We start from the raw sequence: 21,641 nt of genomic DNA, 5'->3' as shown, positions 1-21,641 counted from the left end.
TTACTAATTTATAATTATTAAGAACATGAAAAAGCTAATATTCATTTTATCAGCCCTGTTGTTCCTTGCCGGGACAACGGACGTGCAAGCCCAATGGGGAAAGAAACTCCTCAAAAAAGCAGGCGAAAGTGCCAAGAAAGCAACCGAAAAGAATGTAGAACGGAAAATCGAGAAAGCTGTAGACAAAGCCTTTGACGGCGCGGAAGATGCGGTGACGGGAAAAGGGAATGATAGTAAGAGTGAAACGAAGACGAGCACTAATCCGCAAGGGGATGTGGAAGTCATTGGCGATGATGGAGCAGAAGGACAACAAGAGCAACCACTTAAACAAACCAAACAGTCACTTGAAGCGACTTATGCTAAAAGTGATTTTGTACCAGGTGACGAAATAATCTTCGACGATGATCTTTCCCATGAACAACTCGGGGAATTTCCTAGTAAATGGGATTTGTTGGACGGAAATGCAGAAGTAGCTCAACTCGGAGGAGCAAAAGCAATCTATTTTACAGAAGGAGGAACAACAATTATTCCGTTAATGGAAAATCCTCAAAACTACCTACCTGATGTATATACTATTGAAATAGATGTGTATATAAGTGACAGTAAAACAAGCTATAGCGATGTTGATGATCGAACTTATTCACGTTACAGAATTACATTTTATGAAAAAGAGAAATACAAATCTTCTACATGGGATTTATACGATTTTGGTAACAGTGCAGACTATTCATTCAGACGTCCTGGTGGTGATAATGTCGATGGTAGTTATAAAGCAAAACCTTTAATCATTCTGAACGATTGGAACCATATAGCTTTCTCATTTAATAAACGGGCTTTTAAAGCCTATATCAACGGTACAAGGGTTACCAATATACCCAACACTGTTCATCATACATGGTTTTCTGTTTACAGGCACAACTACGCCCATCATACAAAATGTTATATACGTAATATCCGTATCGCCAAAGGCGCCGTCCCCCTCTACGACCGCATGATGTCCGACGGCAAATTCATCACCTACGGCATTACCTTCGATGTCGGCAAATCCACCATTAAGCCAGAGAGTATGGGCGAAATCAACCGTATCGTCACCTTGATGAAAGAAAACCCCGACCTCAAATTCTCGGTCGAAGGCCATACCGACAGTACCGGCAACGAAGCCTCTAACCAGACATTGAGCGAAGCCCGCTCGAATGCCATCGTAGATAAGTTGGTGGAATTGGGTATCAGTGCCGACCGCCTCTCCGCCTCCGGCAAAGGCCAGACTTCGCCCATCGCCGACAACGGCACGGACGAAGGCCGCGCCAAGAACCGACGGGTAGAGTTTGTGAAGATATAAGTTACATATATATAATGTATAGAAAGAACGCTCTTTGACATGCTGGAATGATTTTTAGGAAGATAGGAAACTGTTTCGTGGAAAATGTTATCTTTGTGGGTAGTAATAATTAAAAGATTAAGGAGACTCTGTATGACAACAATGCAATTAAGAGCTGATATCTTTGAGAATCTCAATCTCTTATTGGATAATGAAGACGCAATGATACAGTTAAGGAAATATCTGCATATTTTGCGAAAAAAGGTTGAACAGGATATCCCTTGCCAGTATAGTATTGAAGAATTGAGCCAAAGAGCATGGCAGGGAGTTCAAGATGCTCGTTTGGGTATGGGACAAAGCAATGAAGATCTGATGAAAGAAGCTGAGACATGGTAAAGATAAAATGGCAAAAAGAGGCAAAACAAGATTTATTTGAGATTTGTAAGTATTACCGTTGTATAAAGCGTAGTCCTCAAACTGCTAATAATATTAAGAAGGCAATATTTGATGCAGTGTGTAATCTGGAAACATTTCCGGAACAAGGTACAAAAGAATTGGTATTATCTGATGATGATGTTTGTTTCAGGTATCTTGTAGTCAAGCATCATTATAAGGTTATTTATTTTTATGAATCAGGTATTTGTCATATAGTTGCAGTTTGGGATTGCCGTAATAATCCCGGAGTCCTACAAGATAAACTTAGGAAAGAATAAACATATCTCCCCTTCCTGAAAATCCCGACATCTCCCCGTAAGGAGTTGCCGGGATTTTTGTTTTCTCCCTTTAATCATTCCGGCGTGTCAAAGTTCGTTTATTTATCGGAGTTTACACGCTTTTTTTGTGCACATAATTAACGAATGAGTATATGAAAAGAAAATATTACACACTGTTGATTTGCCTGGCAGGTATCGCCTTGCTGACGGCTTGCGACGGGGAGAAGATGAAAAGGAAGTTTCACGCGGCGGCGAAAGTCGTAGCGGAACATAAGAACTCCGCCGGTTCCGGAAAGGAGGATGGCGAAGAAGCGGAAAAGCAGGAAGGCGGGACGAAAAGCGGTGCCTTTGTCGATCCGTCAATCACCCCTGCCCAGAACAAGGCGCTCGACAGGGAGAACCCCTGGTTCGCACGCGACTTCAGGATGGAGTTGACAGCGCAGACAATGGGCGGCAAAGTGAACGTGGAAATACAGAAATCGGGAAAGGTGCTTTATTACCACTTCTGGAACAATTCCGGCAATGCCGAGATGCTTATCCTGCTCGATGAAGGCGAGTACAAGCTTTACCAGATTTCGACCAAGAACAAAGTGGCGCAACTAACGGGAACTTCCGATTTGGATTATTACACGTTCTTCTGTAACAGGATAGGCGGTGCATACGGTATCGTCCATACAGCCCGGAAAGAGGACAATAAAAAAGCGAAACAAGACGACACTATCATCCGGACCGAAACACAGGAATCCGTCAACGTAGAAGACGAACGCTGGGGCGGCTTCGACTGCGAGAAGATCACCCGCGTGACGGAAACCGAGAGCGACCTCGGCGTCGGGATGAAAGCCTTAGGAGGCCTTCTCGGCAATAAAGGCGATATGGACGGAGTGATGAAGGATATGAAGAAAATCAAGCAAACCTATATCACCTGGATAGACAAGGCGAGCGGCGCGGTGGTACACCGTTACTACAAGATGGACGGCGGGACCGGCATGGGAACCTTTGCCGAGCAGATGCAGCCGCAACCCTCCGTCGCGCTGCTCACCTTCTCGCCCGACCCTTCGCTGATACCGACTTCGCTCGAAGGCTACAAGCTGGTGCAATGAGCCGACGTGCCGGGCATTCGCGAAAAGCAGGATAGAACATTAACGGATTAAAACGAACAGATATGAGAACAAGAACTTTATTTACAGCAATCATCTGCGTGGCAGCACTGGCCGCTCTTCCGGCAGATGCCGGGGCGCAAGGCTTCCTGAAGAAGATCAAGCAGAAGGCGGAAAAGACGATCGGCATAGTGACCGGCACGGAAACACCTGCCGAAGAAACCGCAAGCGACACGGGTGCAGATGAGGCGGACGCCGTGAAGCCGACCGCCACCGACCGCCTGCCGAAGTTGCGCCAAAGCAGCGTCGTATGGGACGGCGAGGTGACACCCAGCCGTGCCGCCGACGTACGCGCCCTGATGAACGAACTGCCCGCCCTGCCGACGGCAGACGAGATTGCCAACCCGACCGACGCGGCGCGCAACGCCTACCAGCGCAAGCTGTCTGCCCTCTCCATGCGGGCGGGTGAACTGGACGACGAGCTGTCATGCTCCGACGAGGAAATGCTCGCCGCGCGGGATAAGATGTACAAGGAACTCGAAGGCATCATAGGGCTGACTTCGGAGGAGATAAAACGTCTCGAAGACCCCGGCACGTCCGAAGCCGAGAAGCAGCGGTTGGAAGAAAAAATGAGCCGGCACGTGTTGGGAGGAGCCGACGCCGAAGCCTTATCCGCCAAAGCGCAGAGCAAGGAAGGCCGGATGAAGGAGATCGAGAAAGAGATGAATGCCCTCGAAAAGAAAGAAGAGGCGGGGACCCTGACGGCAGCCGACCAGCAGCGCATGATGCAGTTAGGACAGGAGGCGATGGCGATGCAACAGGACCTCATGGGAAGCGGCCTTGGTAACCTGATGGAGATTTCGCGCAAGGGCGATGCCCTCTCGGCGAAAGTGATGGCCGAGACTGCCGAGCTTGAAAAGCGGGTGAAGGCCTTCGCTACCAAACAAGCCGCCCTGCGCAAGAACGAAGCAGGCGTGGTGAAGGATTGCAGCCAGATCGCCGGAGAGTATGAAGCCCGCTTGCAGGACCTCTACAGCCGGATCTGGGCCGAGAGCGACGTCGACAAGATCCATGCCCTCTATGACGAGGCGGACGCGCTGATGAAGAACTACCGTACCCGCGCCGCCAAGGTTTACCTCAAAGGCTTGCAGCTGCGTCTCGACAACACCCGCAAACTGCTGCCCGAAGCGGAAGCCGTCTATGCCGACATGGCTGACGGAGGCATGATACCCAAATGCGCTACGAGGCGTGCGCCGCTCAATGTGGTCATCGACTGCATTGACATCCTCCGTGACGCCTACGCCTACTTCCCCCAGCCCGATGTCCTGCCCTGCAAGCAGAGCACGTTGAATATCCCTTTGAAAAAAGACGAGCATGTCCTCTACGGCGAAAGCGGATTTGCGGGAAGTTTCGGCGGCAGCGGCAACGGGGTGAAGTACCTTGCGGCAAACGACACGACCGCGCTGGAGAAAGAATTTTTCGCCGGCTGCCAGCTCCTTGTCTACAGCAATGCCGACCAGTGCTACTATAAGGTGGAAGGCGACAAGCGTACCCGCTTGGACGGTGACGGCCCGTTTGATTTCCACCGCTCGTCGAAGCGCGACGACAGCGTCTACGGCGATATCCCGTTGCGCAAGGGAGGACGCAAGGCCGTGTTCAGCCGGGACGGCTCGCTGACGCTCCACGACGGGACCGTCTTCTACCCGCTCGCCATGCAACGGAGCGACGAGTGGCTGATATTCATTATTAACGATTATAACAAACACGCATTCGTGAAATGTCTCTACAAGCTCTGATACTCGCCCTCATGCTGCTCGCCGCCTCCCCCGCGGAAGCCGGTAGCCCCCGCAGCCACGCCCTGCTGCTCGCCCCCGAATGGGAACAGGCGGCACAGCGCGCGAAGGAACGGCGTGCGGCATGGCGCGAAGTGTTCGAGAGCTTAGAGGCCGATCCCGCCGAATGCGAAGCGGTCGTTTTCCCTGAACTGCTGCGCTACAGCCGCGTGCAGGACGGTGTGGAGCAGGCCGCTTTGCTCGCCCTCTACGTGCAAGGCGGAAAGGCGAAGGCCGACTTCTCCGTCGGGATGTTCCAGATGAAGCCCTCGTTTGTCGAACAGGTCGAAACGGCATGGATGCGCAGCCCTTTGAGGCATGCCTTCAAGCTCTATTTCGACACGGCTGACAACCGCGAACAGCGCAGCCGGCGCATCCGCAGGCTCGCCGACGAGAGGTGGCAGTGCGTCTACCTCGCGGTTTTCGTCCGCCTGCTGATGGAAAGGGAACCGTCGCTCGCGACACTCCCGGCCGGGGAACGGGTACGGCTGTTGGCAACCGCCTACAACTTCAGCTTCACGGCTCCGCTCGGCGAATTGCGGCTGAGGCAGTCCCGGAAGACTTTCCACCTCGACCTCCTGCCAAGCCGGAAAACTGCCTATTACGCGTATGCCGGGATAGCGGCGGAGTGGTTCGCGGTTACGGATACAAGCCGGATTGAAACACCCGCTATGGAGAGGCTGCCCGCTTCACTATAGTGACACTGCCCGGCTCACTATAGTGAGGCAGCAAGGCTCACACGGGTGACACGGCCTGTCTCACTATAGTGAAGCGACCTGCCTCGCACGGGTGGCACTCCGGGCGTCTCCGCAGTGGAGAGGGAAGGAAGAAAAAAGAGATGATTATCTTATTATATATCAATTAAATAATTAAAGTTATGAGCGTAAGTTACAAATTAGTTAGACGGGCCAACCCCCGTGACAAGCAACAACCGGCAAAGTGGTACGCCACTCCGAAAAGCAGCAGCCCGCTGACCGGCAAGGCCATGACGCGTGCCGCTACCGAAAACACGACCACAGCTCCCATCGAAATGGAAGCCTCCCTTGAACTGCTCGCCAAATTCATCCCCCAGCAGCTCCAGCAGGGGCATACGGTGAGAATCCCCGGACTGGGAACCTTCCGCCTCACGTTCAAGAGCGATGGCGTGGAGAACATCAACGACTTCCGTTCCGGAACCATGATAAAGAACACGCGTATGGTTTTCACCCCGGATAAGGAACTGCGCGAAAACCTCTTGAGGGGGCTGAAGTTCGAAGACGGCGGCGTGCTGGAAGACGACATCAGCTACGCTTCACTCTCTGACTACCGCCTGGCTAAAGGAATCCCGGCCGGAGGCGGCAGTGGTTCGGGTGGCGGCGAAGAAGAACGTCCGGGCGAACTCTAAGGAAGAAATGGGGAAGATTCTGGTAAACCCGTCGGAAACTCCGGAAGCCCAGGGAATGAATTTCCCGCCGGCTTCCGGGGAATCCGTTACCCGGAAAACACTCTTTTGGCGCGTATATGTAATGTATTAACTTGTAAAAAAACGAACGATATGAAAACATGGATATTACTGCTATTGGCCGGGCTGTTGGGAACGACGGCGGCGCAGGCGCAAATCTCGTTTTATGGCGAGTGGCGCCGGGAGCACAAGGGAGGCCTGCATAGCAAAGTGTGGGTGACACCTGAGTTTTCCCGGAGCGAATATACCGATGAGAAAGGCGAGACTTCCGTCACGATCCTGGACGTCAAGAAAGCGACCGCCTACATCATATCTCCCGCAAATAAAAAGATAATGGTCCTCAATAACTTGCGGAACCTGAATGTTAACGACATGCTCGGCCTCAAGATCGAGAAGAGCCGGCGTACGGAGAAGGAATATCTCGGAATAGATGATGTGGACGGGCGGCCGTGCAAGAAGTATAACATCGTAGGCTATACGACCTCGGAATTAACAGGAGAAGAATCGGTGGACGGTGCGTATTATGATTGGATTTACGAACCGATGGTAGCATCCAACTATAACGGAAGCATCAAGACCGACAACACCATTTATACGATGGATCGCTGCATCGTGCTCCGCAACATCCGGATGGGGCCGCAACCCACCCATCTCTTCGAAATCCCTGAAGGCTATACGGTCATGGAAATCCCTAAAGGCGGATTAATGGAAATGATCACCGGCAAACCGCGCGAGGAGAACCAGCAGAACTTCGACGACACGCGGGACGCTTTCAAGAAAAAAGCCGAAGAGATCAAATCCGCCACCGAAGGCCAGGACAAGAGCCAGGAAGAGAAAATAAAGGCTTTGCTCGAAATGATGGGCGGACAGAAGAAGAAATAGGCAATCGCAAAAGTGCTCTTTGTGCTCGAGCGCATCAACCTCCGCCAGTCCATTGCCGACGAAGAAGAAAATTTATGGTAAGCACAATCTGTATTTATTCATATTAAACAAGTAAAGCGTATGAAAACGAACCTGAGATTTTTAGTTATGATCGCCGTATCCCTGCTGATGGCAGTCGGAGCCAGTGCGCAAGATCCTTTCTTCCTGCATAAGGAGGGTGTCAAACTTACCTATGCCGATAAGGACAAGAAAGGCAAAGTGACCAGCTATTCGGAAACCACCGCCACGCAGGTGACGGGAGATGCCGACAACTGCACCGTGACCTACTCGGTAATGGTGATGGACAATAAAAAGAACCCGATCTTAAAAGAACCGATGAAGCAGACGTTCGCTGTCAAGGACGGCGTCGTGACCTTCGACCCTAAGTCCTTGGTAGGGCAAATCATGGAAGGCATGCAGGTGACCGTAACCGGAACGCCTTTCAAGCTCCCGACAGACGTGAGCGTGGGCGACACCTTCGGCAACTACACCATCACCATCAACCTCGCCGGCATCAAGACCAGCACCGAGGTGACAGGCGTGAAGGCCGTGGCCGAAGAGACGATCGATGTGAACGGGAAAAGCATCGACTGCATCGTGATCGAGAACACCAGCGTCTCGAAAGTGATCGGCATCAAGCAGACTGCCATCCAGAAAGTATGGTACGGCCACGGCATCGGTCCGGTCAAAACGAACATGTACAACAAGAAAGGCAAACTCATGACAAGCCAGGAGTTAGTCGAAATAGAAGGATTATAAACCATTTAAAAGAGAAAGTATCATGAAAAATTCATTAGTAACATTCGTATGTATCATGAGCCTCATCATCATGACGGCTTGCGGAGGGTCGCCGGTCGACAAGGCTTTGAAAAAAGTAGACGCCTCCATCGAAAAGTTGGAGAAGATCAACAAGAAAGGAGAGAAGTTGAGCAAGGAAGAACTGGATGCCTTGGGCAAAGACCTCGAAGAACCGCTCGAAACACTGAAGAAAGCCGTCGATAATGACGAGGTCGGCGCTATCACCAAACTGAAAATCGTCGGGAAACTGAGCAAGTGGGCACTGCTTGCCACTTCCATAGGAATGAAGAACCTCGACCTGGACGAATTGACGAAGGATGCCAAGAAGGATATCCCGGCAGACGTTCCAGAGAAGAAAGAGTAACTTAATCGATAGAAGGAGGAACACACCATGTCAAGCATCATCGATGGAATAGTAAAAGGAGTGGCGGGGCTGATGCCGCAAGACGACCCCGATGTGAAAATCTTCAATGCGCAAAGCGAACTGAAAGACTTCTCGAAGAAAGAGGAGACGATCTATGCCCGCCTGGGGAAGCAAGTATATGAAACCGACGGAGGCGAAAGCTACCCGGAGATAAAGGCCGAACTCGATCTGCTTGCCGCCAACCGCCAGGCAGCAGAGGGACGCCTGAAAGCCGCCCGCGAAGAAAAAGCCGCCCGCGAACACGCCGAAGCCGAAGAAGCCGCCCGCAGCTGTCCGAATTGCGGAGCTTACAACCCTGAAGGCACGAACTTCTGCCAGGAATGCGGCTCCCGACTGGCACAACCCATGCAGCAAGCACCGGCCGCAAAACGTTTCTGTCCCAATTGCGGGACGGAAATAGCCGCCGGCCAGCGTTTTTGCAGCGGTTGCGGTGCGAAGATAGAGTGAAATGATAACAATTTAATAAATGAAGATAATGAATATAATAACTTCTCATAAAAAGGTCATCCGTTTTGTCGTCCTGGTCCGGAGATACTGTATCGTGAAGGTCGGTGACAGGACATTTAAAGTAATCAATTAAATATTAACCCTACATTATATATATAAGGAGGATACAACTATGGCATTTTGTACATTCTGCGGGGCACAAGTCCCCGACGACATCAAATTCTGTACCGGATGCGGCAAACCGATGCCACCCCAGGTAAAAGTCCAGCCACCGCTCCAAGCTCAACCGCAGGTTCAGCCCCAAGTTCAACCACAAGCCAAGCCCCAGGTTCAGCCCCAGCCGGTAACACCCCCGCCACCGCCGGCATACACGGCTCCGGCTTCTCCGCAGCCCCAACCGCAGCCAGTCTATGCAGCTCCGGTTCCCCCGCCGCCCCCGCAGCAGCCTGTCTATGCGGCTCCGCCGGTTCAACCGCCAATGTATGCTGCGCCGGCTGACCCGAACGCGCTCTTGCCGCCGGGAAGCAAGTACGAACCGATCACGACCGGCGGATATATCGGCATCATGTTGCTGATGATGCTCCCGTTGATCAACTTCATCCTGCTCCTCGTATGGGCGTGCGGCGGTTGCAGGAAGGTAAACAAAACGAATTTTGCCCGCGCAATGCTGGTCGTCATGCTTGCAGGCATGGTTTTATCAGGCATCGCCTTCCTTATATTCGGAAGCATCTCCGGCTCCCTGTTCGGCGACGTGATGGATGCCATGAAAGCAGCGGAATAGGCAGATATGATAAGTATAAGTAATAAATTAAATTATAGGAGGAAATAATTATGGCATTTTGTGGAACATGTGGACAACAAGTAAACGATGGGGTTAAATTCTGCCCATCATGCGGAGCGCCTATAGGCGCAGCTCCCGCACCGGAGGCACAGCCTCGGCAAAACATAGGGCAACCGGTGCAACAACCGGCTCAACAACCCGTGCAAGCACCTTTCCAGCAACCGGCACAACCCTACCAGCCGCAACCATCCGGCGCGACAGGCAACGGCGCGGACAATAAATTCGCACAATTCAATAACACGGCAGACAGCACTGCCGGATTCGACCCGCAAGACATCGAACAGCACAAGGGCATGTCCGTCCTTGCCTATTTCGGCCCTTTGGTCTTGATCCCGATGCTTGCAGCACGCGATTCGGCCTTCGCCCGCTACCATTCCAACCAGGGCTTGCTGCTCTGTATCGCTTCCATTATATATGGTATAGCATACAGCATCCTGAGTGCAGTGATCCTCGCCATCTCGTGGCGTCTCTACTTCGTCGTAAGCCTCATCGGGCTTGTCGGCTTCGTCTTTGCGGTATTGGCAGTGATCGGCATCATCAATGCCGTCAACGGGCGGGCAAAAGAACTGCCCATCATCGGCAAGTACCGGATCTTGAAATGATGTTCAATTATCAACAATCCATTATCAACTACTGATATGACAGCAAGAGAAATATTTTTCAAGACATTGCAGTTCGGCTGGATCAAATTAGGCTTAGGGCTGCTCAATATCGTGATAGCGGTCGTCCTTTTCGCCATCCTGATGGGCATTTCTGTCCTGTTCAACAGCGAAGGGGTAGGAGCGATCATGTTCTTCATCTGGTTAGGGCTGATCGGGGTCGTCAACTTCTTCCTCAACCACTACATCGGCTATTTGGTGAAAGCCGGCCATGTGGCGGTGATCACGATGGCTTTCAAGACCGGCCAAGTCCCTGCCAACCCGTTCGAAACAGGAAAAACAATGGTGAAGGAACGCTTCGGCACATCCAACGTCTACTTTGCCCTCGACAAACTGGTCGCCGGCTCCGTCAAGCAATTGCAACGTGCCTTAGGACGCATCACCGACAGCCTCCTTGGGGCATTGCCGGGTGCGGACGGCGTTAAGTCGCTGACCAATATGTTCCTCGACATCTCGTTGGGATATATAGACGAATGTTGCTTGGGATATACGTTCTATAACCCCGAACAAAGCCCATACAAATCGGCTGCCGACGGCGTAGTCATCTATGCGCAGAACTGGAAAACGCTCTTGAAAGGCGCGGCAAAGACGGCAGGCACGGTCATCCTTTCGTTCATAGCCGTGTTACTGGTCGCTTTCGTGATCTTCGGCGGCTTGTTCCGGCTGTTCGGGTGGAGCGGGTTTATGGCATTTGTGATTTCCATCCTGTTGGCCTACACGGTGAAGTATGCTTTTATCGACAGCTGGATTCTGGTCAAGATGATGAGCACCTATTTCCAGGTTGTCCCTACGACCTATATCACTTTCGATCTCTACGGAAAGTTATGCAAACTGTCCGGCAAATTCAAGGAACTGTTCAACAAAAGCAACACCGAGGCGCAGGCGCCCCATGCGTCCGAAGCTCCTGTTTTGGAAACGGCTGGACCGGCGGCAGGAACCGGACAACCCCAGTTCTGCCCGGCGTGCGGTAAACCGCTTGTTTCCGGAAAGCTTTTTTGTGGCAATTGCGGGACACGGTTCGGGTAGTTATTAACTGTTGATAGCCAGCGTGTAGCAGTTTCCTTGCGGAGGAAACGCGCGTTCCCTGCCTGGGGAACGCGAATTTCCTGCCTGGGGAACTACGGTTTCCTGCTTAGGGAACGCCCGTTCCCGCGGTAGGAAACTATCGTTCCCAAACCAGAACCGTCGGGTCGCTTGGCAAGCTTTTTAGCAACAGAGCATTGTGAACCGACTGAAAGTTTGTATTTTTGTCCGCGACTAATCACAAAGAACAAATAAAATGAAACAAGCGGTTTGGCTGGTAATGGCGTTGATGTTGCTGTTGCCCTGGGGAAAAATTCATTCGAGAGAGAAAAGCGAACGCGAGAGCAACACATTGCGTATTATGAGTTATAACATCCGTAACGGTCGCGGAATGGACGATGTTGCCGATTTCAGGCGTACGGCAGACGTGATCATCAAAGCATGTCCCGACATCGTGGCCGTGCAGGAGATCGACAGCGTGACAGGCCGCAGCGGCGGGAAAGACGTCCTGCGCGAAATAGCCGGGCTGACCCTGATGCATCACACCTATGCGCCCGCGATCGACTACGACGGAGGGAAATACGGCATCGGCATGCTAAGCAAAGAGAAGCCCTTGGGATATAAACGCCTGCCCCTTCCCGGAAGAGAAGAAGCCCGCACCTTGCTGATCGTGGAATTTGAAAAATATATATACTGCTGCACGCATCTATCACTGACGGAGGAAGACCGGATGCTCTCGCTGCCGGTTATCAGGCAGGCGGCAGCTTCAGCAAACAAGCCTTTCTTTATTGCCGGCGACATGAATGCCCGTCTGGGTTCTGATTTCATCCGGCAGCTACAAAACGACTTCGTGATCCTGACGGATATGAAGAAACCGACCTTCCCGGCTGACAAGCCGGATGAAACGATAGACTATATCGCTGTTTGCGCAAGAGACACGGCTACGTTCACGCGCATTTCGACCCACGTATGGGACGAGCCTGCCGCTTCCGACCATCGTCCGGTCATCACCGATATCATTTTCAACCAACCCGCAACCAAGATATTCCGTACCGAACCCTATTTGCAGAATCCCGTCGGAAACGGAATTACGGTCATGTGGCAGACGACCGTCCCCACCTATAGCTGGGTAGAATACGGAACCGATAAGGAGCACCTGCAGAAAGCCCGCACGATCGTGGACGGTCAGGTGATCTGCAACGGCTTGCAGAACAAGATCCGCCTGGACGGGTTAGAACCGGGGAAGACCTATTATTACCGGATCTGCTCGCAGGAAATCATGCTATACCAGGCTTATAAGAAGATTTTCGGCGAAACAGCCGTTTCCGACTTTTATACCTTTACATTGCCTGCGGAAACCGAGTCAGACTTTACAGCCATCATCTTCAACGACCTGCACAAGCGTTCCGAAACGTTGCAGGCACTCTGCAAGCAGGTGAAAGACCTGAAATATGACTTTGTCGTTTTCAATGGCGATTGCATCGACGACCCTGCCAACCACGACGAGGCAACCCGCTTCCTCAGCGAACTGAACGAATCGGTAGGAGCCAGCCGGATCCCTGTCTTCTATATCCGCGGAAACCATGAAATCCGCAACGCCTATTCGATCGGCCTGCGCAGCCTGTTCGACTATGTAGGCGACAAGACCTACGGCGCCTTCAATTGGGGCGACACGCGCATCGTCATGCTGGATTGCGGCGAAGACAAGCCGGATACGCATTGGGTCTATTACGGACTGAACGATTTCTCGGATTTGCGCAAGGCGCAGGCCGGTTTTCTGAAAGAAGAATTGGCGTCCAAGGCATTCAGGAAGGCCTCCAAGCGCGTGCTGATCCATCATGTTCCCATCTATGGGAAAGGTGAGGAGTATGATTCTTACAATCCTTGCCGCGACGAGTGGGGGGCGATATTGGAAAAAGCTCCGTTTGCTGTGAGCATCAACGCGCATACGCATCGTTTCGCTTACCATCCCGAAGGTTCTGCCGGCAATCCTTATCCTGTCGTGGTAGGCGGCGGCTACCGGATGGACGGGGCGACCGTCATGGTTTTGCAGAAGAAAGGCAAGGAAATGACGCTTCGCGTGCTGAACACGAAAGGCGAGACACTACAGGAATTGAATCTTTAAAAGAAGAACGAAACGGATATGAAAATTAACTCCGAAGAGCTGGAAGAAACGATCGAGCCGGTCAAGAAGACCGATCTTATTTATGGCATAGACGACCGTCCTCCTCTTAAAGAAGCCTTGTTTGCCGCTTTGCAACATCTGTTGGCGATCTTTGTGGCGATCATTACGCCTCCGCTGATTATAGCCGGGGCCTTGAAGTTGGATCTGGAAACGACCGGATTCTTAGTTTCGATGGCACTTTTTGCTTCCGGCGTCTCTACGTTCATACAGTGCCGCCGGATCGGTCCTGTCGGGGCGAAATTGCTTTGCATCCAGGGGACGAGCTTCTCTTTTATCGGCCCGATCATATCGGCGGGGCTGGCGGGAGGCTTGCCTCTTATTTTCGGGGCGTGTATCGCAGCCGCTCCGATCGAGATGGTGATTAGCCGGACGTTCAAGTATATGCGGTCTGTCATTACTCCGCTGGTATCGGGCATCGTGGTGGTGCTGATCGGGCTTAGCCTGATCAAGGTAGGTGTCGTCTCATGCGGCGGCGGATATGGTGCGATGGACGACGGGACGTTCGGGAGCCTCCGCAATCTCGGCGTGGCGGCAACGGTGTTGTTGAGTGTACTGTTTTTCAATCGTTGCAAGAATAAATACCTTCGGATGAGTTCCATCGTGTTGGGCTTGTGCATCGGGTATGCGCTGGCCTATTTCCTCGGTATGGTCGATATGGCGGCAGCTTCTTCGCAGAGCCTGACGGGATTCAATATCCCGATGCCCTTCAAGTACGGGCTTGACCTGAACATCCCGGCTTTTATTGCCATCGGCCTCGTGTACCTGATTACGGCGATAGAGGCTACGGGCGATGTGACGGCCAACTCGATGATCTCCGGAAAGTCGATAGAAGGCGAGAGCTACCTGAAGAGAGTCTCAGGCGGCGTCCTGGCCGATGGGGTGAACTCCTTCATCGCCGGGATTTTCAACTCTTTCCCCAATTCGATCTTTGCACAGAACAACGGCATCATCCAGTTGACAGGTGTCGCCAGCCGGTATGTCGGGTATTATATTGCCGGCATGTTGGTGCTATTAGGTCTGTTCCCGATTGTCGGCGTTGTCTTCTCCTTGATGCCGGACCCGGTGTTGGGTGGAGCTACTTTATTGATGTTCGGCACGGTTGCGGCTGCTGGCATACGGATTATCGCCTCGCAGGAAATCAACCGCAAGGCGACTTTGGTCTTGGCCGTCAGCCTCTCGCTCGGTTTAGGTGTGGAGCTGATGCCGGATATCCTGAACACAGCGCCGCAAGCCATAAAAGGCATCTTTTCTTCCGGGATCACGACCGGGGGACTTGCCGCTATTTTCGCGAATGTTTTGATACGAGTCAAAGAAGATAAAACAGAATAAAAATGGAATTACTTAAACGACGTATTCTGCAAGACGGCAGATGTTATCCGGGAGGAATCCTGAAGGTTGACAGTTTTATCAACCACCAGATGGACCCCATGTTGCTTTATAAGGTAGCAGAAGAGTTTATTTACCGTTTTCGGGATGCGGATATCAATAAAATCGTGACGATAGAAGCAAGCGGCATCGCCCCGGCTATCATGGTGGGGTATATCATGCACCTGCCTGTCGTCTTTATCAAGAAAAAGCAGCCGAAGACGATGGAGAATATGCTGTCCACCGTTGTCCATTCGTTTACGAAAGACCGCGATTACACGGTGTGCATCAGCAATAATTTCCTGACTCCCGACGACCGCATCCTCTTTATTGACGACTTCCTTGCGTATGGCAACGCCGCCATGGGAGTGCTCGATCTGGTGAAGCAATCCGGAGCCAGGTTGGAAGGCATGGGCTTTATCATCGAAAAAGCATTCCAGAAGGGGCGCGATGTGCTGAACGATGCGGATGTACGTGTGGAAAGCCTCGCCATTATCGACAGCCTGGACGATTGCACGATTACCATTCGCTAATGATTTAAAGAACCGGATAATATGGATCAGGAAGTAAAGGAACGGCTGATAAGCCGTGTGAATACGAATCCGTATGTCAATCACTTGGGTATTGATTTTACGGTGGTGGAAGAGGGAAGGGTGGAAGCCCGCATGCCCTTGCATGATGAACAGCGGCAGTATAGCGGCGTTATCCACGGAGGCGTCCTGGCGGCACTTGCCGACACGATTGCCGGTTTTGCCGCTTACACGATGCTGCCTTTGGACCGCGATGTGCTGACCGCCGAGCTTAAAATATCCTTTTTGCGGGCGGCATGGGGAAAGGAATTGATCGCAAAAGGCTATGTCGTGAAGCCGGGAAGCCATCTCCACTTTTGCGAATGCGAGATCTACTGCGATGACAAGTTGGTTAGCAAGTCATCGGGTACTTTCTGCGTAGTCCATCCCCAGATATAAAACAGATTGCCGGAAAACGGGCTGTCGGAAGATTACGGCAGCGTGAAACGCATGCATGCCGTATTCTTCATGATCGGCAAACTCAGTATCTTTTCCGGGGTGAGTTTCTCCAACTGCACGATGATGGCGCGGTTGAAGCCGCCATGCCCGATCGCCAGAATCCGTTTTCCCGGAAACTCCTTTTTCAGGAAGCTGACGAAGTCTCCCGCTCTTTTATACAAGGCATCTATAGTCTCCACACTTTCCGGCAGTGTCGTAAAATCCATTTCATCCGCTACCTTCCCGGTATATACGCCCCAATCCATTTCGCGAAGGAGGGGAGTCGCCACCGGCTGCAACCCTTTCCGCCGGGCAACGGCCATTGCCGTGGCGGCTCAGGATCAATTCTATCTGACTCATGCTTCTTTTTTATTTGGCGGCAAAGGTAAATAAAAAAAGAGAACCAATTGCTTGATTCTCTTTTACTGGTTGCGGAGGCAAGACTCGAACTTACGACCTTTGGGTTATGAGCCCAACGAGCTACCACTGCTCCACTCCGCGATATAGTTGCGATCATTCCTGATTGCGAGTGCAAAGGTACAAAAATATTCTTATGTTCCAAATTTTATTAGCAAATAGTTTGCCGAATATTCTTGTACCCCGGTTCTCAAGCCTTAAGAAGCAGCATTTTGACAGCCTTATAAATCTTCTATCGAATCATGATTTTCTGTTTCGTATAATCTCAGTTTACTTCTCAACCGATTAATTTCCTGTTGCAGGGATTCCACCCGGCCCAGCAGATGATGAATGGCGTCGATCCCCTCTATGTTGATAGACAGGTCGTAATACATACGCGTATATCGTTCTACGTCATACAACTGGGAGGCGGGCAGGTAGCTTTCCCCTTCTACTGTATCTATCTCTATCAGGCCGCCTTTTTGCAGCAGGTAGAGAAACGATGGTTCGATATGGCATATCCGGCAGTATTCACTGACTATGATTAAATCTGTTTGCATAACAATCTCGTTTTTTAATTAAGACTTTGTATTTCGCGGAACAATTTTTTTTGTTTGTCCGTCAGGTTGGTCGGGATGTCGATAGAGTAGGTCACTATCAAGTCTCCGAACTTTCCTTCTTCCTTATAAACGGGAAATCCTTTTCCTTTCAACCGCACTTTCGTGTTGTTTTGGGTTCCCGGTTTGATCTTGAGCTTGACTTTGCTGTCCATTGTCTCGACAATCTGCTCGCCGCCGAGGATTGCCGTGTACAGATTTAAAGGAGCGGTGACGTACAAGTCGTCGCCTACCCGTTTGAACCGGCTGTCTTCCGGGATGTGGAAGGTGATATACAGATCGCCTGCCGGTCCGCCGTTTACGCCCGGTCCGCCCTGTCCTCTCAGCTTGATGGTCTGTCCGTCGGCGATGCCGGCCGGGATGGTGATACGCAGGTTCTTGCCGTTTACGGTGATGATCTGCTTGTGTGTTTTGGCAGCGTCTGCCAAAGAGACCTGCAACTCTGTCGTGTAGTCCTGTCCGCGGAAACCGTAGTCGCTTCTGCCGCCGCGTCCGCCTCTGCCGCCCATGCCTCCGAACATCTGCTCGAAGAAGTCTGAAAATTCGCTGCCGTCGCCGGAGCTGCTCCAGTACGTACCGCCGCCTTGTCCGTTCTGGTATTGGCGATATTGTTGTTGCTGGGCTTCGAATTGGTCGGCGTGTTTCCAGTTTTCTCCGTACTGGTCATATTTCTTCCGTTTCTCCGGGTCGCTGAGCACTTCGTTTGCTTCATTTATTTCCTGAAACCTGCGGTGAGCGTCCGGGTCGTTGGGGTTCAAGTCGGGATGGTATTTCCGCGCAAGCTTTTTGTACGCCTTTTTGACGTCGTCCTGCGAAGCGCTTTTGTCTACTCCCAAAATTTTGTAATAATCTATATAGGCCATATTTATATATGTTATTAAGTCTACTGCTTTACATATATAGAATAACAACAAATGTGCCGGAGAGTTCATGTTAGGTTTAAATAGAACTAATAAATTTTAGGGGAAGTAAAAAGAAAAAAGCCTCCGGTTCTTCAGAACCGAAGGCTTACTGAGTTGCGGAGGCAAGACTCGAACTTACGACCTTTGGGTTATGAGCCCAACGAGCTACCACTGCTCCACTCCGCGATATAGTTGCGATCATTTCGTGATTGCGAGTGCAAAGGTACGATTTCTTTTCAATAAAACAAATTTTTCGGCAGTTTTCTTCATCTTTGGGCTAAAAGAAATATTCGGAAGGGATTTCCGAGGATAAGTTCTATCCTTTGATAAAACGATTGGTCCATATCTCTATTATAAAGGTTTGTTTGGATAAAATGTAAATATGTTTTTGGTAGTTATTATTTTTTCCGGTACTTTTGCGCACAGTTTTAATCAAAATGTGCAATACGAATGCCGATGACAGTTTCTAAAACACGTGAGATGTTGGTGGATGTGGCCAGACAATTGTTTGCCCGCATGGGGGTGGATAATACGACAATGAACGATATTGCACAAGCATCCAAGAAGGGAAGACGTACGCTTTACACGTACTTTAAAAGTAAGAACGAGATTTATCTGGCTGTAGTCGAGTCCGAGTTGGACCAACTATACAAGATGCTGCAGGATGTGGCTGCGAAGGACCTGCCGGCAGATGAAAAGTTGATGACGTTTCTTTATGCAAGATTGGATGCAATCAAGGCACTGGTGTTCCGTAACGGGACATTGAAGGCGACTTTTTTCCGCGATATCTGGCGGGTCGAGAAGATCAGGAAGAGCTTCGACATCCGCGAGACGGAAATGATACAAGGTATTCTGGAAGCCGGAGTAAAGGAAGGAATCTTCGCCATGCCCGATACCGAGATCACTGCAATCGTTCTTCATCATGCTTTGAAGGGGTTGGAAGTTCCGTATATACGTGGAATCATGGGGGATAATATCAGCCAGCGGATTAAACGGAGAGATAATGTAATGAATTTGATATTCAATGGTATAAAGATAAAGTAACACAATACTGAGGAATGTTTATTAATGCAACAGGGTTTTATGTACCTGAAGAACGGGTCGATAACCAACATTTTTTAGAGTTAAACGGGCTAACCAGCGAGTGGATTGAACAACGCACAGGGATTCGTTCCCGGTCTAAGGCAAAAGCAGAGGAAAATATCAATACCATGAGTATTGAAGCGGTTCGTAACGCCCTACCTAAATTGCCGTATGATATTACGGATGTGGATTTGATTATTTCAGCCTCTTATTCTCCGTACGATACGGTGGCGACTGCGGCTCACCTTGCCCAGCATGAATTCAATATTGAAAATGCAAAAGCGCTCTATCTTTCTTCCGCCTGCTCTTCATTCCTGAATGCGCTGGAAGTTGTGGAAGGATATTTTGCCATGGGAAAAGCAACAAAAGCATTGATCCTTTCTGCCGACAAGAACTCGGCCTACTATAATGAAACGGACCCGAAAGCCGGCCACCTCTGGGGCGATGCGGCGGCGGCCTTCTTCATCTCGAAGGAGCGCGTTTCGGAAAAAGATTCCGAAATCGTGGAAGTATATACACAAGGACTCGGTTATCTGGGCAAGGCTCCGGATGCGGTGCACCTGCGTCCGGGTGATGGCGGCATCATGATGCCGGAAGGACGCGACGTGTTTATCCAGGCGTGCACCTACATGCCGAAGAACGTGCTCTATCTGTTGGAAAAGAATGGCTATGCGCTGGACAACCTGACGTATTTCATCGGCCACCAGGCCAATATGCGCATCATGTCCAATATAGCCAAACAGCTCAACCTGCCGGAAGAGAAGTTCCTGCATAATATTGAAGAATTGGGAAATACCGGTTCGGTAAGCTCTGCGCTGGTGTATGCCCAGAATGATCATAGTTTCAAGAACGGCGACCTGGTTGCCATTACCGTGTTCGGCGGTGGCTATTCGACGGGTGCTTGCTTGATCAAGTGTTGAATTTAAAAACGGAATTAATATGAAATTATTAGAAGGTAAAGTGGCAATCGTTACCGGTGCCGCACGCGGTATTGGTAAGGCAATCGCATTGAAGTTCGCCGCAGAAGGTGCAAACATTGCATTCACGGATTTGGTGATCGACGAAAACGGTCTGGCTACCCAGAAAGAAATCGAAGCATGGGGTGTCAAAGCAAAAGGCTATGCTTCCAACGCTGCCAATTTCGAAGAAACACACAATGTCGTAGCTGAAATCGTAAAAGATTTCGGCCGTGTGGATATCCTTGTAAACAATGCAGGTATCACGAAAGACGGCCTGATGATGCGTATGAGCGAAGGCCAGTGGGATGCTGTTATCGGCGTCAACCTGAAATCGGCTTTCAACTTCGTACACGCTTGTACTCCGGTGATGATGAAACAGCGTTCGGGCAGCATCATCAACATGGCTTCCGTCGTAGGTGTACACGGCAATGCCGGCCAGAGCAACTATTCAGCCTCTAAAGCAGGTATGATCGGCCTGGCTAAGTCTATCGCCCAGGAGTTAGGTTCACGCGGCATCCGTGCCAATGCAATCGCTCCGGGCTTCATCATTACCGATATGACCGCCAGCCTGCCGGAAGAAGTGAAGACCGAATGGGCGAAGAAGATTCCTCTGCGCCGTGGCGGTACGCCTGAAGATGTGGCAAACATCGCTACATTCCTGGCTTCCGATATGTCTTCTTATGTCTCTGGCCAGGTGATCCAGGTAGATGGTGGCATGAACATGTAATATATGGAAGTTATCTACGAAGACAATCATATCATTGCGGTAAACAAGACTTGCCGCGAGATTGTACAAGGAGATAAAACCGGTGATACTCCTCTTTCGGACATGCTGAAGGCATGGCTGAAAGAGAAGTATTGTAAACCCGGAAATGTCTTTGTCGGCGTCGCACATCGTCTGGACCGCCCGGTCAGCGGTGTCGTGCTATTTGCCAAAACGAGCAAGGCGCTCGCCCGTCTGAACGAGATGTTCCGGGTTGGCGAGGTGAAGAAGACCTATTGGGCGGTCGTGAAGAACTGTCCGCCGGCAGAAGAGGGAGAGCTGGTGAACTGGCTGGTCCGCAACGAGAAGCAAAACAAGAGCTATGCTTACGACACGGAACGCCCGAATGCCAAGAAAGCGATCCTGCATTATAAGGTGATTGCCCGCTCGGACAACTATTATCTGTTGGCTATAGACCTGAAAACAGGCCGCCATCATCAAATCCGTTGCCAGCTTGCCAAGATGGGATGCCCTATCAAAGGCGACTTGAAATACGGTTTCCCCCGTTCCAATCCGGACGGTGGCATCAGCCTGCATTCCCGCAGTGCCGAGTTTATCCATCCCGTGTCGAAACAACCGGTCAGCATTGTCGCTCCCGTGCCTGCTGATTCCCTTTGGAAAGCACTTACGGAGTTGAAAGTTGAAAATTGAAAGTTGTTTGACCCTTAACTTTCAACTTTCACCTTTCACCTCTTTTGCTTCGCGTCACGATGCTTTTCATCAGCCCGAACATGTCCAGGCGGACTATGACCGTAATGATGGATGCGACCATGATAACCTGTTTGCTTTTATTGGGCACAAAAGTAGGGAAACTGCTAAATCTGCCAAAACTGCCGGGGCCTCTTTTTAA

26 protein-coding genes and 2 tRNA genes are annotated in these 21,641 nt (G+C 50.9%); 22 read left to right on the top strand and 6 right to left on the bottom strand.

Annotated elements, in window-relative coordinates; genetic code table 11:
- The first annotated feature begins 25 nt into the window (after positions 1-25).
- From H8S65_RS00955 to H8S65_RS00870, 18 genes are all read left to right on the top strand, one after another.
- The gene (locus H8S65_RS00955) at positions 26-1,339 is read left to right on the top strand and encodes an OmpA family protein (RefSeq protein ID WP_186928084.1); all 1,314 of its coding nucleotides are present in this window, start codon (positions 26-28) and stop codon (positions 1,337-1,339) included.
- Positions 1,340-1,471: 132 nt separating this feature from the next.
- Complete coding sequence (locus tag H8S65_RS00950; RefSeq protein WP_186928083.1) at positions 1,472-1,714, top strand: hypothetical protein; 243 nt, start codon at positions 1,472-1,474, stop codon at positions 1,712-1,714.
- The gene (locus H8S65_RS00945; protein ID WP_186928082.1) at positions 1,708-2,031 is read left to right on the top strand and encodes a type II toxin-antitoxin system RelE/ParE family toxin; all 324 of its coding nucleotides are present in this window, start codon (positions 1,708-1,710) and stop codon (positions 2,029-2,031) included. Before H8S65_RS00950 ends, H8S65_RS00945 begins: the two co-directional genes overlap by 7 nt.
- A 152-nt stretch (positions 2,032-2,183) precedes the next feature.
- Entirely contained in the window at positions 2,184-3,131 is a 948-nt protein-coding gene (locus tag H8S65_RS00940; protein ID WP_186928081.1) for a hypothetical protein, read from the top strand.
- 62 nt (positions 3,132-3,193) lie between these two features.
- Positions 3,194-4,924 (top strand): hypothetical protein, encoded by a 1,731-nt coding sequence (locus H8S65_RS00935; protein WP_186928080.1) that lies wholly within the window; start codon positions 3,194-3,196, stop codon positions 4,922-4,924.
- On the top strand, positions 4,906-5,658 hold the full coding sequence (locus H8S65_RS00930) for a hypothetical protein (protein WP_186928079.1): 753 nt from the start codon (positions 4,906-4,908) through the stop codon (positions 5,656-5,658). The genes H8S65_RS00935 and H8S65_RS00930 overlap by 19 nt, the downstream gene beginning before the upstream one ends.
- Positions 5,659-5,837: 179 nt before the next feature.
- Positions 5,838-6,344, top strand: a complete 507-nt coding sequence (locus H8S65_RS00925; protein ID WP_186928078.1) for an HU family DNA-binding protein — start codon at positions 5,838-5,840, stop codon at positions 6,342-6,344.
- Between the two features lie 150 nt (positions 6,345-6,494).
- Entirely contained in the window at positions 6,495-7,283 is a 789-nt protein-coding gene (locus tag H8S65_RS00920; protein ID WP_186928077.1) for a hypothetical protein, read from the top strand.
- A 120-nt stretch (positions 7,284-7,403) separates the two neighbouring features.
- Positions 7,404-8,081, top strand: a complete 678-nt coding sequence (locus H8S65_RS00915) for a TapB family protein (RefSeq protein WP_186928076.1) — start codon at positions 7,404-7,406, stop codon at positions 8,079-8,081.
- 22 nt (positions 8,082-8,103) lie between these two features.
- Positions 8,104-8,484 carry a hypothetical protein gene (locus tag H8S65_RS00910; protein WP_186928075.1) on the top strand — a complete coding sequence of 127 codons (381 nt, stop codon included), beginning with the start codon at positions 8,104-8,106 and terminating at the stop codon, positions 8,482-8,484.
- 27 nt (positions 8,485-8,511) lie between these two features.
- The gene (locus tag H8S65_RS00905; protein WP_186928074.1) at positions 8,512-8,991 is read left to right on the top strand and encodes a zinc ribbon domain-containing protein; all 480 of its coding nucleotides are present in this window, start codon (positions 8,512-8,514) and stop codon (positions 8,989-8,991) included.
- 172 nt (positions 8,992-9,163) lie between these two features.
- Positions 9,164-9,772 carry a zinc-ribbon domain-containing protein gene (locus H8S65_RS00900; protein WP_186928073.1) on the top strand — a complete coding sequence of 203 codons (609 nt, stop codon included), beginning with the start codon at positions 9,164-9,166 and terminating at the stop codon, positions 9,770-9,772.
- 50 nt (positions 9,773-9,822) lie between these two features.
- Positions 9,823-10,434, top strand: coding sequence for a DUF4870 domain-containing protein (locus H8S65_RS00895; RefSeq protein WP_186928072.1), 612 nt, complete (start codon positions 9,823-9,825; stop codon positions 10,432-10,434).
- A 36-nt stretch (positions 10,435-10,470) separates the two neighbouring features.
- Positions 10,471-11,517, top strand: coding sequence for a zinc ribbon domain-containing protein (locus H8S65_RS00890; protein ID WP_186928071.1), 1,047 nt, complete (start codon positions 10,471-10,473; stop codon positions 11,515-11,517).
- A 253-nt stretch (positions 11,518-11,770) separates the two neighbouring features.
- Positions 11,771-13,639 (top strand): endonuclease/exonuclease/phosphatase family protein, encoded by a 1,869-nt coding sequence (locus H8S65_RS00885; protein WP_186928070.1) that lies wholly within the window; start codon positions 11,771-11,773, stop codon positions 13,637-13,639.
- An 18-nt stretch (positions 13,640-13,657) separates the two neighbouring features.
- Positions 13,658-15,028: a nucleobase:cation symporter-2 family protein gene (locus H8S65_RS00880; protein WP_186928069.1), complete on the top strand. Its 1,371-nt coding sequence runs from the start codon at positions 13,658-13,660 to the stop codon at positions 15,026-15,028.
- 2 nt (positions 15,029-15,030) lie between these two features.
- Entirely contained in the window at positions 15,031-15,597 is a 567-nt protein-coding gene (gene xpt / locus H8S65_RS00875) for a xanthine phosphoribosyltransferase (protein WP_186928068.1), read from the top strand.
- A gap of 21 nt (positions 15,598-15,618) precedes the next feature.
- A complete protein-coding gene (locus tag H8S65_RS00870; protein WP_008150565.1) occupies positions 15,619-16,032 on the top strand; it encodes a PaaI family thioesterase in 414 nt (137 codons plus the stop codon).
- Positions 16,033-16,064: 32 nt separating this feature from the next.
- On the opposite strand, the gene H8S65_RS00865 is transcribed toward H8S65_RS00870, so the two are convergent.
- The 6 genes from H8S65_RS00865 to H8S65_RS00845 form a co-directional block, all read right to left on the bottom strand.
- Positions 16,065-16,361, bottom strand: a complete 297-nt coding sequence (locus H8S65_RS00865; RefSeq protein WP_302430204.1) for a histidine phosphatase family protein — start codon at positions 16,359-16,361, stop codon at positions 16,065-16,067.
- Complete coding sequence (locus H8S65_RS21280) at positions 16,300-16,431, bottom strand: hypothetical protein (RefSeq protein ID WP_302430206.1); 132 nt, start codon at positions 16,429-16,431, stop codon at positions 16,300-16,302. Before H8S65_RS21280 ends, H8S65_RS00865 begins: the two co-directional genes overlap by 62 nt.
- 66 nt (positions 16,432-16,497) lie before the next feature.
- Positions 16,498-16,572, bottom strand: a tRNA-Met gene (locus tag H8S65_RS00860).
- 137 nt (positions 16,573-16,709) lie between these two features.
- Entirely contained in the window at positions 16,710-17,027 is a 318-nt protein-coding gene (locus H8S65_RS00855; RefSeq protein ID WP_186928067.1) for a chaperone modulator CbpM, read from the bottom strand.
- A 14-nt stretch (positions 17,028-17,041) separates the two neighbouring features.
- Positions 17,042-17,947 (bottom strand): DnaJ C-terminal domain-containing protein, encoded by a 906-nt coding sequence (locus tag H8S65_RS00850; RefSeq protein ID WP_186928066.1) that lies wholly within the window; start codon positions 17,945-17,947, stop codon positions 17,042-17,044.
- Positions 17,948-18,100: 153 nt separating this feature from the next.
- Positions 18,101-18,172: transfer RNA gene (locus H8S65_RS00845), tRNA-Met, on the bottom strand.
- A 264-nt stretch (positions 18,173-18,436) separates the two neighbouring features.
- Between H8S65_RS00845 and H8S65_RS00840 the strand changes: the two genes are divergently transcribed.
- Genes H8S65_RS00840 through H8S65_RS00825 form a run of 4 tightly spaced genes read left to right on the top strand, consistent with a single transcriptional unit; the run spans position 18,437 to position 21,442 of the window.
- A complete protein-coding gene (locus H8S65_RS00840; RefSeq protein WP_186928065.1) occupies positions 18,437-19,030 on the top strand; it encodes a TetR/AcrR family transcriptional regulator in 594 nt (197 codons plus the stop codon).
- Positions 19,031-19,044: 14 nt separating this feature from the next.
- Positions 19,045-19,989 carry a 3-oxoacyl-ACP synthase III family protein gene (locus H8S65_RS00835; RefSeq protein WP_186928064.1) on the top strand — a complete coding sequence of 315 codons (945 nt, stop codon included), beginning with the start codon at positions 19,045-19,047 and terminating at the stop codon, positions 19,987-19,989.
- A gap of 19 nt (positions 19,990-20,008) precedes the next feature.
- Positions 20,009-20,755 carry a 3-oxoacyl-[acyl-carrier-protein] reductase gene (fabG, locus tag H8S65_RS00830; RefSeq protein WP_186928063.1) on the top strand — a complete coding sequence of 249 codons (747 nt, stop codon included), beginning with the start codon at positions 20,009-20,011 and terminating at the stop codon, positions 20,753-20,755.
- Positions 20,756-20,758: 3 nt separating this feature from the next.
- Entirely contained in the window at positions 20,759-21,442 is a 684-nt protein-coding gene (locus tag H8S65_RS00825) for an RluA family pseudouridine synthase (RefSeq protein WP_186928062.1), read from the top strand.
- Positions 21,443-21,641: the final 199 nt, after the last annotated feature.

The organism is Parabacteroides hominis, assembly GCF_014287585.1.
Taxonomy (GTDB): domain Bacteria; phylum Bacteroidota; class Bacteroidia; order Bacteroidales; family Tannerellaceae; genus Parabacteroides; species Parabacteroides hominis.
This window is presented reverse-complemented; position numbering and strand designations above follow the sequence as displayed.

Coding starts and splice junctions, on each gene's coding strand:
- H8S65_RS00915 (WP_186928076.1), top strand. CDS start 7,404: ATGAAAACGAACCTGAGATTTTTAGTTATGATCGCCGTATCCCTGCTG.
- H8S65_RS00930 (WP_186928079.1), top strand. CDS start 4,906: ATGTCTCTACAAGCTCTGATACTCGCCCTCATGCTGCTCGCCGCCTCC.
- H8S65_RS00955 (WP_186928084.1), top strand. CDS start 26: ATGAAAAAGCTAATATTCATTTTATCAGCCCTGTTGTTCCTTGCCGGG.
- H8S65_RS00850 (WP_186928066.1), bottom strand. CDS start 17,947: ATGGCCTATATAGATTATTACAAAATTTTGGGAGTAGACAAAAGCGCT.
- H8S65_RS00825 (WP_186928062.1), top strand. CDS start 20,759: ATGGAAGTTATCTACGAAGACAATCATATCATTGCGGTAAACAAGACT.
- H8S65_RS00950 (WP_186928083.1), top strand. CDS start 1,472: ATGACAACAATGCAATTAAGAGCTGATATCTTTGAGAATCTCAATCTC.
- H8S65_RS00835 (WP_186928064.1), top strand. CDS start 19,045: ATGTTTATTAATGCAACAGGGTTTTATGTACCTGAAGAACGGGTCGAT.
- H8S65_RS21280 (WP_302430206.1), bottom strand. CDS start 16,431: ATGAGTCAGATAGAATTGATCCTGAGCCGCCACGGCAATGGCCGTTGC.
- xpt (WP_186928068.1), top strand. CDS start 15,031: ATGGAATTACTTAAACGACGTATTCTGCAAGACGGCAGATGTTATCCG.
- H8S65_RS00880 (WP_186928069.1), top strand. CDS start 13,658: ATGAAAATTAACTCCGAAGAGCTGGAAGAAACGATCGAGCCGGTCAAG.
- H8S65_RS00945 (WP_186928082.1), top strand. CDS start 1,708: ATGGTAAAGATAAAATGGCAAAAAGAGGCAAAACAAGATTTATTTGAG.
- H8S65_RS00920 (WP_186928077.1), top strand. CDS start 6,495: ATGAAAACATGGATATTACTGCTATTGGCCGGGCTGTTGGGAACGACG.
- H8S65_RS00900 (WP_186928073.1), top strand. CDS start 9,164: ATGGCATTTTGTACATTCTGCGGGGCACAAGTCCCCGACGACATCAAA.
- H8S65_RS00905 (WP_186928074.1), top strand. CDS start 8,512: ATGTCAAGCATCATCGATGGAATAGTAAAAGGAGTGGCGGGGCTGATG.
- H8S65_RS00910 (WP_186928075.1), top strand. CDS start 8,104: ATGAAAAATTCATTAGTAACATTCGTATGTATCATGAGCCTCATCATC.
- H8S65_RS00895 (WP_186928072.1), top strand. CDS start 9,823: ATGGCATTTTGTGGAACATGTGGACAACAAGTAAACGATGGGGTTAAA.
- H8S65_RS00885 (WP_186928070.1), top strand. CDS start 11,771: ATGAAACAAGCGGTTTGGCTGGTAATGGCGTTGATGTTGCTGTTGCCC.
- H8S65_RS00890 (WP_186928071.1), top strand. CDS start 10,471: ATGACAGCAAGAGAAATATTTTTCAAGACATTGCAGTTCGGCTGGATC.
- H8S65_RS00940 (WP_186928081.1), top strand. CDS start 2,184: ATGAAAAGAAAATATTACACACTGTTGATTTGCCTGGCAGGTATCGCC.
- H8S65_RS00870 (WP_008150565.1), top strand. CDS start 15,619: ATGGATCAGGAAGTAAAGGAACGGCTGATAAGCCGTGTGAATACGAAT.
- fabG (WP_186928063.1), top strand. CDS start 20,009: ATGAAATTATTAGAAGGTAAAGTGGCAATCGTTACCGGTGCCGCACGC.
- H8S65_RS00935 (WP_186928080.1), top strand. CDS start 3,194: ATGAGAACAAGAACTTTATTTACAGCAATCATCTGCGTGGCAGCACTG.
- H8S65_RS00840 (WP_186928065.1), top strand. CDS start 18,437: ATGCCGATGACAGTTTCTAAAACACGTGAGATGTTGGTGGATGTGGCC.
- H8S65_RS00925 (WP_186928078.1), top strand. CDS start 5,838: ATGAGCGTAAGTTACAAATTAGTTAGACGGGCCAACCCCCGTGACAAG.
- H8S65_RS00855 (WP_186928067.1), bottom strand. CDS start 17,027: ATGCAAACAGATTTAATCATAGTCAGTGAATACTGCCGGATATGCCAT.